Below are 13,921 nucleotides of genomic sequence, written 5' to 3' on the forward strand. Positions count from 1 at the left end.
CGAACGAAAGGTTATCACCATGAAAGCTCTGATCATAGGATGCGGCATCGGCGGCCCCACCACCGCGATGGCCCTGCGCGAGGCCGGCATCGACGCCAAGATCTTCGAGGCATACCCGGACACGGCCGAGAGTGTCGGCTCGTTTCTCAACGTCGCCTCGAACGGCTTGGACGCCCTGCGCGTGCTGGGCGCGCACCGTCGTGTGCTGTCCGCCGGCATTCCCACTCCACGGATGGTCATGTGGAGCGGCACCGGCAAGCGCCTCGGCGAGGTGGCCAACGGCCTGGCCCTGGACGACGGCACGGTGAGCCACACGATCCTGCGCGCCGACCTCTACCGCATCGTCCGCGACGAGGCGCTCTCCCGTGGCATCAAGATCTCGTACGGCAAGCGCCTGGTCTCCTTCGACGACACGGGCGACCACGTGACGGCCCGCTTCGAGGACGGCACGGAGGAGACGGGCGACATACTGATCGCCGCCGACGGCGTCCACTCGCGGACCCGCGCCCAGCTCGACCCGAGCGCCCCGAAGGCGCGCTACAGCGGCCTCTACAGCTTCGGCGGGCTCGTCCACGACCCGAAGTTCACCGGTGAGCCGGGCGTCTACAACATGGTCTTCGGCAAGCGCGCCTTCTTCGGCTACACCGTGGCCGCCTCCGGCGAGACCTGGTGGTTCGCCAACCTGCCCCGCGAGCTGGGCGACGTACCAGCGGACTGGAAGCCGGTGCTGGTGGCGGCGTTCCGGGACGACGCGAACTTCTCCGCCGAGGTGATCGAGCGGAGCGAGGTGGCGCTGGCGGTGCCGATCCACGACCTACCGCCCCTGCCGACCTGGCACAAGGGACGGGTGGTGCTCACCGGCGACGCCGCGCACGCCACCTCGCCGAGCGCCGGTCAGGGCGCCTCGATGGCCGTCGAGGACGCCGTCGTGCTGGCCAGGTGCCTGCGTGAGGCCAGGGACCACCGGGCGGCGTTCGCGCGGTTCGAGAATGAGCGGCGCGGGCGGGTGGAGAAGGTCGTCGCCTATTCGCGGACGATCAGCAACAACAAGGCCGCGGGCCCGGTCGCCCGGGTGTTCCGCGACCTGATGATGCCGATCTTCCTGAAGAAGCTGGCCAGCCAGGAGTCACTGTCCTGGATGTACCGCCACCAGGTCAGCCTGTGACACCGGTCGCCAGGTCAGCTTGTGACACCGCCTCCGCTGTGGCGGGGAGCAGCGGCAGGCGCACGTCGGGGGTCGGGATCAGGCCCCTGGCGTGCAGGACGCCCTTGATGACGGTCGGGTTCGGCTCGGCGAACAGCGCGGCCGACAGCCGGGCGAGCCGACGACCCAGCACCCGAGCCCTGGCCGCATCACCCGCGCGCCACGCCGCGGCCAACTCGACGAACCGGTCGGTGGCCAGGTGCGCCGAGGCCAGGATGCCGCCCGCGGCACCCAGCGCCAGCAGCGGCGAGATGAACAGGTCATCACCCCCGAGCACCTCGAACCCCTCGGGCAGGTCCCCGAGCAGGTCAACGGCGTCCTGGTCGATCCCGCCCGTCGCGTACTTCACTCCGGCGATCATCGGGTGCCCGCCCAGATGACGCAGGGTCGCGGCGCTGACGGCCTGCCCGGTCCGGTAGGGAACGTGGTACATCACCAGCGGCACCGGCGTCTCCTCCGCCAACGCCTCGAAGTGCGCGATGACACCGCGCTCCGAAGGACGCAGGAAGTACGGCACGGTCACCAGCGCGGCCGAGACCCCCGAGGGCAGCTCCTTCAACGCCGCCGCCGTTGAGCGCGTGTCGTTGCCGGTGATGCCGACGGTCAGCGGCACCTCGCGTTCCGCGCAGACCGCGACGCAGACCTCGATCACCCGGGCCCGCTCGGCGGGCGTCAGCGCCGCGACCTCTCCGGTGGTGCCCAGCGCGACCAGCCCGGCGGCGCCCTGGTCGAGAACGTGGCGGGCGAGCTTGTCGATCGCCTCGACGGCCACCTCACCCTCCTGGGTGAACGGCGTGACCAGCGGCACATGGATTCCTGTCAGCATGCTCTCAGCCTGACGGGGATCAATACGTTAGGTCCAGCGCGGATTTCTGCTGACGAGCTTAAGCTTGTCTGATGCTCGACCCTCGCAAGCTCCACCTCCTGCGCGAACTCGCCCAGCGCGGCACCATCGCCGCCGTCGCCGAGGCGCTCAGCTTCACCCCGTCGGCGGTCTCCCAGCAGCTCAGCGCCCTGGAACGGGAGGCGGGCGTACCACTGCTGGAGCGTACGGGCCGGACGGTCGCCCTGACGCCCGCCGGCCACCTGCTCGTCGAGCACGCGCAGGACGTACTCGAACAGCTGGAAAGGGCGTCCGCGGCGCTCGCCGCGGTGCGCAGCGGCCCGTCAGGACCGCTCCGGGTCGGCGCGTTCCCCACGGCGGCCCGCGTGCTGCTGCCGCCCGCGCTCGCCGAACTGGCCCGCGCGCATCCGGGGCTGCGGCCGATGGTCTCCGAGATCGACCCCGCCGACGTCTCCGCCGCGCTGCGGGCGGGTGAGCTGGACGTCGCGCTCGTGCACGAGTACGACTTCGTGCCGCCGGTCACGGACGCGTCGCTGGAGACGGAGCCGCTGTTCGGGGAGCAGATGTACCTCACGGACCGGGCCACGATCGCCGACGCGCGCGATGACGCCTGGATCGTCGGCAAGCCGGGGACCCTGTGCCACGCGATGGCGATCCGGGCCTGCCAGGCGGCCGGTTTCGAGCCGCGGGTCCGTCACCGGATCGACGACTTCGACACCGTGCTCGCCTTCGTCGCCGCCGGTCAGGGTGTGGCGCTCGTCCCCCGTCTGGCCGCGCTGGCGCCGCCGCACGGGGTGACGCTGACCGGACTGCCGCTCAGCCGCCGCACTTTGGCCGCCTTTCGCAGGGGGTACGGGGAGCATCCCGCGATCAAGGCGGCCGTCGCGGCCTTCCACACAGCGATCACCCACCTCCCGCTCTGAGCGACCGTCGCGGTTGCCCGCCCCACCGTCACCCGCCTCCGCTCTCCGCGCGGCCGTCGCGGTTGTGCGCCCCGCCGTCACCCGCCTCCCGCTCTGCGCGGACCTCCTGAGTCGCCGAGTAGGCCCCTGGCCAGGTCGCCCAGAGTGGCGGCGACCCTGGCCGACTCCCCGGCGAGCAGCAGGCTGCTGATCGGCTCCGTGTGCAGCGTGCCGAGCAGGACGTGCCCGGCCAGGTCGGCGTCGGCATCCGGCCGCGCCTCGGCGATCAGGGCCGAGACGTGCCGGTGCCACGACACGTAGATCGGGTTGGCCAGCCGCGTCCCACCCCCGGCCTTCTGGGTCAGCCGGGCATGCTCGTGCGCGGCGATCAGTCCCGCGTTCCGGGTGGCCATCGCGACCACCGCGTCGAGGAAGGCCACCAGCCGTTCCCCGGCCGGCGCGCCCGGCCCCAGCGGCGGCGGCCCGTCCACGACGGCCTGCTCCAACGCGTGCGCCCGCTCGGACATCAGCTCCTGCATGAGCCCGACGCGGCTGCCGAACCGGTGGAACACCGTCCCCTTGCCCACCCCCGCCGCGACGGCGACCCGCTCGACGGAGACCTCCTCCGGCGGATGCTCCCGCAGCAGTTCCTCGGCGGCCGCCAGGATCGCCCGCCTGTTGCGTGCCGCGTCGGCTCGCTCCCGCCGTTCCATCGGATCATTGTCCCCCATGGACAAACTTGACCGCCGGTCCATATATTAACTGGACCAGAGGTTCACTTACGAGGAGTGTGTCCCATGCGCGCGATCGTTGTCCACGAACTGGGCGGTCCCGAGGTACTCAAGGCCGAGGACTGGCCGGAGCCGAAGGCGGGAGAAGGGCAGCTGGTCATCCGTACGCAGGCCATCGGCGTCAGCTACGCGGAGACCCAGCTGCGGGCGGGCACGATGCCGTTCCCGATGCCGGTGCCGCTGCCCGTGGTGTTCGGCGCCGAGGTGGCCGGCGTGGTCACCGAGGTCGGGCCCGGAGTCGATGAGGCCCTGCTGGGCACCACCGTCGCCGGCGTGACCGGCGGAGTCGGCTCCTACGCCGAGTACGCGGCGGTGTCCGCGTCGCTGATCTGCCCGGTGCCCGACGGCGTGTCGCCGGTCGACGCCGTCGCCGCAGCCGCGCCGGGCGCCATCGCGCTGGGGCTGCTGCACCGGGCCGGGCTCAAGGGTGGGGAGACGGTACTGGTGGAGGCCGGGGCGAGTGCCGTGGGGACGTACCTGCTGCGGCATGCCAAGGAGTTCGGCGCGGGCCGGGTGATCGCCACCGCAGGCGCCGCGCCGAAACGGGAGCGGGCCCGGCAGATGGGGGCCGACGAGGTCATCGACCACCGGGAGCCGGGCTGGCCCGACCAGTTGCCCGACGTGGACGTGGTCTTCGAGTCGATCGGTGGGCCGTCGGCCAGGCAGGTGCTCGATCACCTCACGCCGGGCTCCGGGCGCATGCTCTGCTACGGCCTGCTGAGCGGCGAACCCGCCGCGGTGAGCGCCGCCGATCTGCTCGCTCGCGGCGTGTCGGTCATTGGGTGCGGCGGGCCGGCGTGGGGCGCCGGGGTGTTCGGCGTCAGCTACCCGGAGATGCTGGCCAGGGTCGCCGACGGGCGCAGCCGCGCGTACATCGAGGCCACCCTGCCGTTGGAGTCCGCCGCCGAGGCGCACCGCCGCCTCGAAAGCCGCACCGCACTGGGCAGAGTGATCCTGACCCCTTAGCGAGGGGTGTGGAGGCCCGAGATGACCATGTGGATCAGCAGCTCGTAGCTGTCGTCGAGCTTCTCGGGAAGCCCGAACGCGCCCGCCGCCTCCAGCACCGAGAAGCCGTGGGCGGCCGCGCGCAGGGAGCGCGCCGCGTGGATCGCGTCCGGGCCCTCCAGGCCGTACGCCCTGAGGGCCGCGAGCAGGATGTCGATCAGACGCGCGCCCGCCTTGGCCGTCGCCGGGTCCGGAACCTGGATCAGCGCGGCGTAGCGGCCGGGATATTGCGCGACGTACGAGCGCCAGGCCTCCATCAGCGCCCGCAGCGCGTCGTCGCCGGACCGGCCGAGCACGGCCGCGCCCACGTGCTCCGCCATCTCGTTCAGTATCCGCACGGACAGGAGTTCGCGCAGCTCGGCGAGGTTACGCACGTGTTTGTACAGGGATGGGGTGGCGACGCCGGCCCGCGCCGCCACCGCCGACAGGGTCAGCGCGGCGGGGCCCTCCTCGTCGACGATGGCGACAGCGAGCGAGACGACCGCGTCTGGGGACAGCGCCGCCCTAGCCACGGACGTTCTCCTTGAGGAAGGACTGCTCAAGGAAAGACAGCATGGCCGTGGCGACCTCCTCGGGGAACTGCGCGTGCGGGTAGTGCCCGGCGCCCTCGATCATCGTGACCGTGCCGCGCCCCTGCGGCATGGCCGCGACGATGCCCTGGGCCTCGGCCTCGGGGCTCGCCCAGTCGGGGTCGAGCGTACCCATGACGACCAGGGCGGGAACCTGGAGGTCCGGGAGCACGGAGCCGGCGTCGGTGGGCGCGGACGCGCCCATCTTGCCGACGACCGCCATCCGGCCCGGCCTGCGCAGGTCGGCTTCGAGCGCGGCGATGTACTCGGCGTGGTCGGCCGGCCTGGTGCCGGGGAAGGCCACGTCGAGGTAGCTCTTCCACAGCCCGACACTGCGCAGGATGGCGGCGCCGAGGAGCCGGGTCATTCCCTTGCGGTGGCGGGCGATCCGCAGGCCCTTCAGGTCGAGCTTCTGCGCGCGGGTGAAGGGGTCGATCTCGACGACCGCGCTGACCAGGCCGCTGTCCCGGGTCGCCGCGATGGTGGCGGCCCCGCCGGAGAACGAGTGGCCCACGACGACGGCGGGGCCGGCGCCCAGGTGGCGGATGAGCGCCAGGATGTCACCCGCCACGTCGACGCGCGTGTAGGAGTCCCAGCCGGTGCTCGACTCTCCGTGGCCGCGGATGTCCAGGTTCGCCACCTGGTATCCGGCTGCCACGAGCTTCGGGACCAGGAAGCGGTACGCCTGCCTGCCGTCGCCCATGCCGTGCGCCAGCACGACCAGCGGGCCCTCGCCCGTCACGTCGTACGCGAGTTGTCCACCCTCGTGCTTCAGGAACTCGGTCATGTCGCCCTCCTTGGCTAAGCTCTGTAGCCAGAAAGCTAATGCCTTTAGCCAAAAGCGTCAAGCCCCTTGGAGGACCGCGTCGAGCACGGCCGCGGAGCTGAGCTGTTCGTGGTCGTACTCGCCCGCCGTGATGGCCACGACCAGCCCGCGCTCGGGGGTCACGTGGAGCGCCTGACCCCCGTTGCCGTACGCGGCGATCGAGGAGGGCTCGCCGGTGCCGACGTACCACTGGTAGCTGTAGTGGGACCTGTCGTCGATCTTCACCCGGGGCCGCGACAGCTCCTCGATCCAGCTCCGGGGCACGATCCCACGCCCGCCGTCGAGCAGCATCGTGCCGATGGCGGCCAGGTCGCGCGGCGCCAGCCGCAGTCCCGCCGCCGCCATCTCGGCCCCGTCATCACCTCGCGACCACTCGAACTCGCCGATGCCCAGCGGCTCGAACAGCGCGCTCCTGGCGAACTCGGCCAGCGACCGGCCGGTCCCCTTGACGATGAGCCCTCCGATCAGGGCCGTCGCTCCGCCGCAGTAGATCCGCCGCTGCCCCGGCTCCTCGACGATGGGCCTCTCCAGCACGAAGCGGTAGCGGTCGGGCGCGTACTCCATCGCGATCTCGCTGTTGGCCGTGCTGGTGTACGGCACGCTCTCGTCCCACTCCAGCCCGAGCGTCATCGTCAGTGCGTGCTCGACGGTGAGGCGGGCCCGCTGGGGATCATCGGCCAGATCCGGATATTCCGGGAATTGCGCGAGCAATCCCTCCTCCGGGGGTGCCACCAGCTTGTCGGCCAGCGCGATGCCGTACAGGAGCGAGACCACGCTCTTGCTGACGGACCGGACGTCGTGCAGCGTGTCCGGCCCGAACGTGACGTGCCCGAGAGAGTCGCCGAGCTGGAAGTCCTGGCCGGCGCCGTACCGTTCGAGGATGATCTGCCCGTTCTCGACGACCACGAGCCCGTGCAGATTCGGCGCCTTACCCGCCTGCAGGACAGCGTCCACCCGATCCGCCAATGCCATGACGACCTCCACTTCGCTGGGACTTCCCGGTCTATGACCTGACACCGTGTGAGAGTCAACCGCGCTCAGGGTGCCAGACCACCCAGGACCTCACTCCCAACGAGCCGTCCGCTCGCGGCTCGGAAACTATGATCGCTTCATAGTTTGATCGGATCATAGTTTGGCGCTCTGTGATCGTTCCAGGCTGCCAGGCGCCTTCGAACGCAGTCGAGCCGTCTGCTCGCTTCAGCGGCGAGCAGACGGCTCGAGAGAGTGGGAGCCGCGACCGCGCCGGGCGTCAGGTCAGGCCCGGAGCGGTCGCGTCGGGTCGCGGGTCGGACCGTCACCAGGGACGATGGACCCGCGCCCGTGCTCATCTCACAGCGGAGTTACCTCGTGGCGATCGCCCATGCGCGCTCGGAGCCGCGCGCCGAGTCGCGCTCCGACGATGCCATCCAACCGCTCCAGCCGGCGGTACGGATGCCGTTCCAGGCGGTGGACTGAGAGGCGGACTGGGCCGGCGCGCAGTCCTCGGCGCGGCCGGTGTTCACGGCGATGGCGACGGTGGGCCGGACCGCGGTCGACACGGAAGCCCAGGCCGTACCCACGACGGAGGGGCGGACCGTGATCGCGTTGGCGGTCCAGGCCGTACCCACGACGGCGGGACGGACCGTGGCCGTCGTGTTGGCGGCCCAGCTCGTGCTCACGTTCACCGGACGGACGGTGGTCGTGTTAGCGGCCCAGAGCGTGCCCACGATGACGGGGCGGACGGTGGTCGTCGTGTGGGCGGCCCAGGTCGTGCTCACGTTCGCGGGCCGGACGGTGGTCGTGCTGGAGGGGCAGGCCATGGTCACCACGGCGGGGCACGCCGCGCTCACGACCGGCCGAACCGGGGCCTGCAGAACCGGGGCCGGCTGGACCGGGGTCTGCGGGATCGGAGCCTGCTGAACCGGGGCCGGCTGAGCCGGAGCCTGCTGGATCGGAGCCTGCTGGACCGTGGTCACCGCGGCAGGGCAGGCCGTGCTGCTCGTGGCGGTCGGCCGGACCGTGGCCACTGCGGCGGCGCAGGGCGAACTGGTCGTGGCGGAGGGCCGGACCGTGGTCACCTGAACCGGGCGAACCGTGGTCACGCTGCTCACCGCGGCGGGGCAGGCCGTGCCGGTCGTGGCGATGGGCCGGACGGTGGTCACCGCGGCGGCACAGGGCGTGCTGCTCGTGGCGGACGGCCGGACCGTGGTCACCGAGTCGGGGCAGGCCACGCTCACCTTGGCGGGGCAGGCCGCGTTCGCGGTGGAGACGGTCGTGGGGACGGTGCGGACGCCGGTCAGGCTGGAACGGCTGAGGTCGAACGTGCCGGCCTGGACACCGTGCCAGTAGTCGGTGGCGAAGAAGTGGCCTTCTGCCTTGTCGTTCCGCGCCCCGATCGCACTGCTCGGGGAGCTGGTGAAACCGCTGTCGAACTCGTCGTCGGCGGCCGCTGGCCCCGCAACCAGCAGCAAGCCGGAGGCGGTTAGAGCCAGAGCGGTGATGGCGTGCTTGTACAAGGTCTGTCCCCCAGAAATGGATGCGCTGTTGTTTCGGCCCGCTGGAGCTTACCCCCCAACAATGGAGCATCTATCTCCCAGAACGATCTGGATTTCTTTACACTCGAGGATTTTAACCAGTGGGGCGATCTGCCATTTCCCGCAATTACTTTTAGATCCCAGATCTTTCTCCAAGTCACCGTACTTACGAGTAATCGACGGCAATTCGGGCAGTCGGCTGAGAATTTCCTCAGCGTTTCTCAGGGATGGCTCAGCCGCCGCGGAGCAGGCTGGTGACCATGGAACGACTGCTGAACACCCCCGCCATCGCCCAAGGACTGCGCAAGGTCGAAGCCAGGATCCGCCGTCTCAGCGGATCGTCCACACTGCCGGGCATCAACGCGGGCGCCGGGCGGATCATCAGCGCCGGCGGGAAGCGACTGCGCCCCGCCATGACCTTGGCCACGGCGATCGCCTTGGGCAAGCAGCCCGACCGCCGGGTGATCACGGCCGCGGCGTGTGTGGAGTTGATTCACGCCGGTTCCCTCGTACACGACGATCTGATGGACAACGCCACCGAGCGGCGCGGCACCAGAACGCTGAACGCCGAGCTCGGCGACGGCAAGGCCCTGGTGATCGGCGACTTCATGCTGGCCAGGGCGGGTTTGGCGGCCATCACGGCCGTGTCGAGACCGGTGGCCGAGGTGCTGGCCGCGACCGTCGTCGAGCTGGCGGAGGGCCAGTACCTGGAGACCACCGACCTGTTCGACCCGCACCGGACCGTGGAGAGCGCGCTGCGATCCGTCACCGGTAAGACCGCCGCGCTGTTCCGGGCCGGGTGCCTGGTGGCCGCCGTGTGCGCGGGCGCCTCGCCGGAGGACCGGGCCAGGATGGCGGCGTACGGCGAGCGGTTCGGGCTGATCTTCCAGGTGCTCGACGACCTGCTCGACCTGACCGCCTCCAGCCGGCAACTCGGCAAACCCGCGGGCAACGACCTGCGCCAGGGCGTCTACAGCCTGCCCCTGTTGATGGCCGGCGAGGACGTGTCGGAATTGCTGGGCAGGAATATGACCGAGGAGCAGGTGGCGGAAGTTCTGCGTCGCCTGCGCGCCGGCGGCATGGTGGACAAAACTCTGGAATACTGCCGCGGCCTGGCCGCCGACGCGCTCGCCGCCCTGCCGGTGATTCACGATTCCGAAACAGCCGGCATCCTGTACGCCTTGCCCACGGCATACATAGAGCAGGTTTCGCAAATAACTCTCCTGGCCACCGTTAATTGAGATTCATTGAAATGATTGGCGGTCGCCCACCGGCACGCCGCGACGCCCGGCGAACGGGCCTGGCGGACGAGCGCGGCTGACAGGCCCGGTGAACGGCTCGCAAACGTTCTGCAAGGCCGACCCGCTAGGTTTCGGCAGATGAAGGCCCGCATCACCCAGATCTCCACGTACCTTCCCGCAGCCACGCTGACCAGCGACGAGGTCGAGCGACGCATCGAGGGCTACCGGCCGCCGACCGGGATCATCGAGCGGATGACCGGCATCGAGCGCCGCCACGTGGCCGCCGACGATCAGCAGGCCTCGGACCTGGCCGTCGAGGCCGCCAAGGGGCTGGCGGCCGATGTCGATCTGCTGATCTTCGCCTCGGCCTCGCAGGACCTTGTCGAGCCCGCGACCGCGCACATCGTGGCCGCCAAGCTCGGCCTGTCGTGCCCGGTGTTCGACGTCAAGAACGCCTGCAACAGCCTGCTCAACGGGATCCAGGTGGCCGAGGGCCTGATCGTCTCCGGGTCGTACCGCAGGGTGCTGGTGTGCTCGGGCGAGACGCCGTCGCGGGCGATCCGCTGGCGGGTGCGGGATCGGGCGCAGTTCGTGGACGCGTTCGCGGGATACACGCTGTCGGACGCGGGCGCGGCGGTGCTGGTGGAGGCCGACCCGCTCCGCGGCATCTTTTATCGCGATTTTTCGGCGGATAGTACGGCGTGGGGTATCGGCACCCTTCCGGGTGGTGGGTCCATGCATCCGCGCGACCCGGACTACTCCTACTTCCGCGGCGACGGCCGCCGGCTGAAGGAGGCGTTCCAGCTCGTCGGCCCCGACCTCTTCCTCAACGCGCTCAAACGCACCGGCCTGACCTGGGACGACTTCGCGGTGATCGCGGTGCACCAGGTGGCGTTGCCGTACCTGGACGTACTGTCGCGGGCGCTCGACCTCCCCGAGGACCGGCTGGTGATCACGCTGCCCGAGCACGGAAACTGTGCGTCGGTCACACTCCCGCTCCAACTCGCCCACGCCCGCAGGGGCGACCGCGTGGCGCTGCTCGGCCTCGGCGGCGGCATCAGCCTGGGCATCATGCTGGCGGACCTGTGAACAGCCGCCACGAGACGCGGCTCTACCTCGCCGCCCACCCCTTCACCTACCCGCTGATGCGTCTGCTGGCCCGCCTGGGTCCGGTGGTGCGGGTGCCGGGTCTGGGTGTGGTGGTGAACGACGCGGCCATGGCCCGGCGCGTGCTCATGGACGGCCGCTTCCGTAAGGACGGCCCCGGCTCGCCCGGCGACCTGTGGACGCCCGTGCTCGGCCCGTCGGTGCTGCTCAACATGGAGGGCGAGCCGCACGCCGCGCTCCGTGCCAAGCTGGCGCCGCTGTTCACGCCGTCGTCCGTCGCCACGCTGGTCGCCGACGTGCTGGCCGGCCCGCTGGACGATCTCCGTGTACGCCTGGCGAAAGGCGACACGGTCGACCTGGTGGACGAGATGCGGCTGCTGGCCGGAGCCGTGATCTGCCGGGTGATCGGACTCGGCGAGGTGCCGGCGGCCAGGGCCAGGCGGTTGTTCGCCGATGGGGAGCGGGTGGTGTCGATGGTCTCGCTGCGTACCAGAGGACTGAACGCCCGCCAGCTCACAGTGGCCCGCGAGGTGCTCGACGGGATCGGCGATATAGCGCAGGCCGCCTACGACGCGGGGGATCCCGCCACGGTGATGGGCCGGATGCGCGAGCTCGGGCTGTCGGCGGCGGAGGCCCGCGGGGCGGCCGGGGCGTTCTTTCTCACCGGGACGGAGACGGTCGCCACGTTCGTACCCAGGCTGGTCGCGTTGCTGCACGACCACGACGCCTTCGGCGCCGACCTGGATCTGGCGATCGAGGAGGCGATGCGGATCACCACGCCGACGCCGGTGATGCTGCGTTCCGTCGCCGAGCCCGTACGCCTGGGCAAGGTCCTGGCCCGGCCCGGTGACCGCGTGGTGATCGTGACGCACAACTGCGCCCGCGCGTACGGCCCGTTCGACCCGTCTCGCCCGCACCCGCCCGAGCTGCGCCGCCTGTGGTTCGGCGCCGGGCCGCACTTCTGCATCGGCTACCCGCTGGCGCTGGCCGAGATCCGCGCGGTGGCCGGGGTCGTGCTCGCCCGGCCGGTCGAGGTGGTGGCGCGGCGGGCCGCCAGGGGCGTGCTCCTCCCGACCTACAAGCACCTGCTGATCAGGGCCGCATGAGGATCGGGGTTGTATGAGGGTCGGGGCCGCATGAGGGTCGGGGTGACCGGGGCGTCCGGTTTCGTGGGTGGCGCGGTCTGCCGGGCGGCCGTGGCCAGGGGCTGGCAGGTGTACGGCTTCGGGCGCCAGCCTGCGGAGATCCCCGGAGCGACGTACCAGACGTGGGACCTGACCGGCGACGAGCGCCCGGACCTGGACCTCGACGTGCTGATCCACTGCGCGGGGAGCGTCACCGACTGGGGCCCGCCGGCCGGGATCTGGCGGGCCAACCACACCGGGACCGCCAACGCCATGGCCGCCTTCCCACACGCCCGGTTCGTGCACGTCAGCACGGCCAGCGTGTACGACCCGCGACGGCCGACGGTCATGGCCCGCGAGCACGAGGCCCCGGTGAGCCGGTACGTCAACGCCTACGGCGCGTCCAAGGCGGCGGCCGAACGCCTGGTCGAGGGCCGGGCGGTGATCCTTCGCCCGCACGCCGTCTACGGTCCGGGCGACACCACGCTGCTCCCCCGAGTGCTGCGGGCGGTCAGAGGCCGCAGACTGGTCGCGGTCGGCGACGGGCGGCAGCGGGTCAGCCTGACGTCGGTGTCCAACCTCGCCATGGCCTGCCTACTGGCCGTCACGGGTCCGCTCGGGACGTACAACGTGACCGACGCCGAGCCGGTCGTCCTGGACGACGCGCTCCGGGCCGTACTGAGAGAAAAAGGCATCGACGCGACCCCGCTCTACCTGCCCCGGCCTCTGGCCCATGGCCTGGCCGCGATCTCCGAGCGGATCGCCCGAGAGCCGCGCCTGACCCGCTACGCCGTCGGCCACCTGGCCGTCGAGCGCACGCTGGACATCACCGCGGCCCGCGAGCGACTGGGCTACGCGCCGTCGCCGACGTCTTTCACCGGCGCCGCATCCTGGTGAACCCGCCCTACCTCCGGCACCGCCGACACCACCGCGCCTTCGCCGTCGGCTGAGCGAGACTCACCGTCAGCCGAGCGCGCCTCGCCACCGACCGAGCGCGCCTCGCCACCGTTTGGACCTGGTTTGCGAGCCTCCAGCATCTCCGACTTGAACCACGGCCCGCCGTACCAGAACCGCCACCCCAGGTCGCGCCTGCGCACGTCGACCACGCCGAGCTCACGCAGCACGTCCTCGTAGGACGACGTGTGCTGGAAATCGGCGATCAGCATCAGCCCGCCCGGACGCAGCACCCGATGCGCCTCCTTGACGGCCTGGTCGCGGCCTTCGGCGGTCGGGATGTTGTGAATGGCCAGGCTGGACACGATCACGTCGAACCGCCCGTCCTCGAACGGCAACTCGCGCATATCCCCCGTGACCAGATCGACCCGTTCCGACACCCCTTCGGCCTCGGCGTTGGCCCTGGTGACGCTCTCGGCGTTGCCCGACTGGTCCTTGCCGCTCCACAGGTCGATGCCGGTGGCCCGGCCGCCGCGCAGCCGCTGGGCCGCGAGCAGCAGCACCATCCCACGCCCGCAGCCGAGGTCGAGCACCTGCTCGTTCCCCTCGATCCGGCCGAGCTCCTCGCCCCACACGACGAACTTCCCCCGCCGGGTCGTGTAGAGGTAACTCCCCGCGCTGGCCAGCGTGTAGAGCGCGCCGAGCAGGAACGCGATCCCGGCCGCCGGTACGTCGAAGGCGAACGAGACCGCTACCAGGGCCAGCTGCGCCACCGCCCCGAAGAAGAGTCCGGCGAGGGCCCATGGTGCGTCGAATCCATAGCTACCACGTCTCACACACACGTTATATCTCAAGATGGACTTCACCGAAACTTGCCGCGACACTGCCTTTTCACCAAATC

The 13,921-nt window shown here is 70.9% G+C and carries 14 protein-coding genes; 7 read left to right on the top strand and 7 right to left on the bottom strand.

Annotated features, from left to right (window positions below):
* Positions 1-19: 19 nt before the first annotated feature.
* Positions 20-1,165: an FAD-dependent monooxygenase gene (locus tag ACQP2T_RS62475; protein WP_433514010.1), complete on the top strand. Its 1,146-nt coding sequence runs from the start codon at positions 20-22 to the stop codon at positions 1,163-1,165.
* Here ACQP2T_RS62475 and dapA read toward each other — a convergent pair.
* Positions 1,155-2,030: a 4-hydroxy-tetrahydrodipicolinate synthase gene (gene dapA / locus ACQP2T_RS62480; protein WP_433514011.1), complete on the bottom strand. Its 876-nt coding sequence runs from the start codon at positions 2,028-2,030 to the stop codon at positions 1,155-1,157. The genes ACQP2T_RS62475 and dapA overlap by 11 nt on opposite strands.
* A gap of 71 nt (positions 2,031-2,101) precedes the next feature.
* On the opposite strand from dapA, the gene ACQP2T_RS62485 reads away from it, so the two are divergent.
* Entirely contained in the window at positions 2,102-2,971 is an 870-nt protein-coding gene (locus ACQP2T_RS62485; protein WP_433514012.1) for a LysR substrate-binding domain-containing protein, read from the top strand.
* 77 nt (positions 2,972-3,048) lie between these two features.
* Here ACQP2T_RS62485 and ACQP2T_RS62490 read toward each other — a convergent pair whose 3' ends face one another.
* Positions 3,049-3,663 carry a TetR/AcrR family transcriptional regulator gene (locus ACQP2T_RS62490; RefSeq protein ID WP_433514013.1) on the bottom strand — a complete coding sequence of 205 codons (615 nt, stop codon included), beginning with the start codon at positions 3,661-3,663 and terminating at the stop codon, positions 3,049-3,051.
* An 84-nt stretch (positions 3,664-3,747) separates the two neighbouring features.
* On the opposite strand from ACQP2T_RS62490, the gene ACQP2T_RS62495 reads away from it, so the two are divergent.
* On the top strand, positions 3,748-4,707 hold the full coding sequence (locus ACQP2T_RS62495) for a quinone oxidoreductase family protein (RefSeq protein WP_433514014.1): 960 nt from the start codon (positions 3,748-3,750) through the stop codon (positions 4,705-4,707).
* Here ACQP2T_RS62495 and ACQP2T_RS62500 read toward each other — a convergent pair.
* From ACQP2T_RS62500 to ACQP2T_RS62515, 4 genes are all read right to left on the bottom strand, one after another.
* The gene (locus ACQP2T_RS62500; protein WP_433514015.1) at positions 4,704-5,258 is read right to left on the bottom strand and encodes a TetR/AcrR family transcriptional regulator; all 555 of its coding nucleotides are present in this window, start codon (positions 5,256-5,258) and stop codon (positions 4,704-4,706) included. The genes ACQP2T_RS62495 and ACQP2T_RS62500 overlap by 4 nt on opposite strands.
* Positions 5,251-6,102 (bottom strand): alpha/beta fold hydrolase, encoded by an 852-nt coding sequence (locus ACQP2T_RS62505; RefSeq protein ID WP_433514016.1) that lies wholly within the window; start codon positions 6,100-6,102, stop codon positions 5,251-5,253. Before ACQP2T_RS62505 ends, ACQP2T_RS62500 begins: the two co-directional genes overlap by 8 nt.
* Positions 6,103-6,159: 57 nt before the next feature.
* Positions 6,160-7,113, bottom strand: coding sequence for a serine hydrolase domain-containing protein (locus ACQP2T_RS62510; protein ID WP_433514017.1), 954 nt, complete (start codon positions 7,111-7,113; stop codon positions 6,160-6,162).
* 368 nt (positions 7,114-7,481) lie between these two features.
* Positions 7,482-8,636 (bottom strand): hypothetical protein, encoded by a 1,155-nt coding sequence (locus ACQP2T_RS62515; RefSeq protein ID WP_433514018.1) that lies wholly within the window; start codon positions 8,634-8,636, stop codon positions 7,482-7,484.
* A gap of 278 nt (positions 8,637-8,914) precedes the next feature.
* On the opposite strand from ACQP2T_RS62515, the gene ACQP2T_RS62520 reads away from it, so the two are divergent.
* From ACQP2T_RS62520 to ACQP2T_RS62535, 4 genes are all read left to right on the top strand, one after another.
* Positions 8,915-9,895, top strand: a complete 981-nt coding sequence (locus ACQP2T_RS62520) for a polyprenyl synthetase family protein (protein WP_433514019.1) — start codon at positions 8,915-8,917, stop codon at positions 9,893-9,895.
* A gap of 138 nt (positions 9,896-10,033) precedes the next feature.
* Entirely contained in the window at positions 10,034-10,984 is a 951-nt protein-coding gene (locus ACQP2T_RS62525) for a 3-oxoacyl-ACP synthase III family protein (protein WP_433514020.1), read from the top strand.
* The gene (locus ACQP2T_RS62530) at positions 10,981-12,108 is read left to right on the top strand and encodes a cytochrome P450 (RefSeq protein ID WP_433514021.1); all 1,128 of its coding nucleotides are present in this window, start codon (positions 10,981-10,983) and stop codon (positions 12,106-12,108) included. The genes ACQP2T_RS62525 and ACQP2T_RS62530 overlap by 4 nt, the downstream gene beginning before the upstream one ends.
* Positions 12,109-12,138: 30 nt before the next feature.
* The gene (locus ACQP2T_RS62535; protein ID WP_433514022.1) at positions 12,139-13,023 is read left to right on the top strand and encodes an NAD-dependent epimerase/dehydratase family protein; all 885 of its coding nucleotides are present in this window, start codon (positions 12,139-12,141) and stop codon (positions 13,021-13,023) included.
* Here the strand turns inward: ACQP2T_RS62535 and ACQP2T_RS62540 are convergent.
* Positions 12,978-13,856 (bottom strand): class I SAM-dependent methyltransferase, encoded by an 879-nt coding sequence (locus ACQP2T_RS62540; protein WP_433514023.1) that lies wholly within the window; start codon positions 13,854-13,856, stop codon positions 12,978-12,980. The genes ACQP2T_RS62535 and ACQP2T_RS62540 overlap by 46 nt on opposite strands.
* Between the last annotated feature and the right edge of the window lie 65 nt (positions 13,857-13,921).

The sequence above is a fragment of the Nonomuraea sp. CA-143628 genome (genome assembly GCF_050942315.1).
GTDB lineage: Bacteria > Actinomycetota > Actinomycetes > Streptosporangiales > Streptosporangiaceae > Nonomuraea.

What these genes read in the sequence shown, in the direction of transcription:
- ACQP2T_RS62535 (WP_433514022.1), top strand. Translation starts at nt 12,139, where the DNA reads ATGAGGGTCGGGGTGACCGGGGCGTCCGGTTTCGTGGGTGGCGCGGTC.
- ACQP2T_RS62475 (WP_433514010.1), top strand. Translation starts at nt 20, where the DNA reads ATGAAAGCTCTGATCATAGGATGCGGCATCGGCGGCCCCACCACCGCG.
- ACQP2T_RS62525 (WP_433514020.1), top strand. Translation starts at nt 10,034, where the DNA reads ATGAAGGCCCGCATCACCCAGATCTCCACGTACCTTCCCGCAGCCACG.
- dapA (WP_433514011.1), bottom strand. Translation starts at nt 2,030, where the DNA reads ATGCTGACAGGAATCCATGTGCCGCTGGTCACGCCGTTCACCCAGGAG.
- ACQP2T_RS62505 (WP_433514016.1), bottom strand. Translation starts at nt 6,102, where the DNA reads ATGACCGAGTTCCTGAAGCACGAGGGTGGACAACTCGCGTACGACGTG.
- ACQP2T_RS62520 (WP_433514019.1), top strand. Translation starts at nt 8,915, where the DNA reads ATGGAACGACTGCTGAACACCCCCGCCATCGCCCAAGGACTGCGCAAG.
- ACQP2T_RS62495 (WP_433514014.1), top strand. Translation starts at nt 3,748, where the DNA reads ATGCGCGCGATCGTTGTCCACGAACTGGGCGGTCCCGAGGTACTCAAG.
- ACQP2T_RS62490 (WP_433514013.1), bottom strand. Translation starts at nt 3,663, where the DNA reads ATGGAACGGCGGGAGCGAGCCGACGCGGCACGCAACAGGCGGGCGATC.
- ACQP2T_RS62510 (WP_433514017.1), bottom strand. Translation starts at nt 7,113, where the DNA reads ATGGCATTGGCGGATCGGGTGGACGCTGTCCTGCAGGCGGGTAAGGCG.
- ACQP2T_RS62485 (WP_433514012.1), top strand. Translation starts at nt 2,102, where the DNA reads ATGCTCGACCCTCGCAAGCTCCACCTCCTGCGCGAACTCGCCCAGCGC.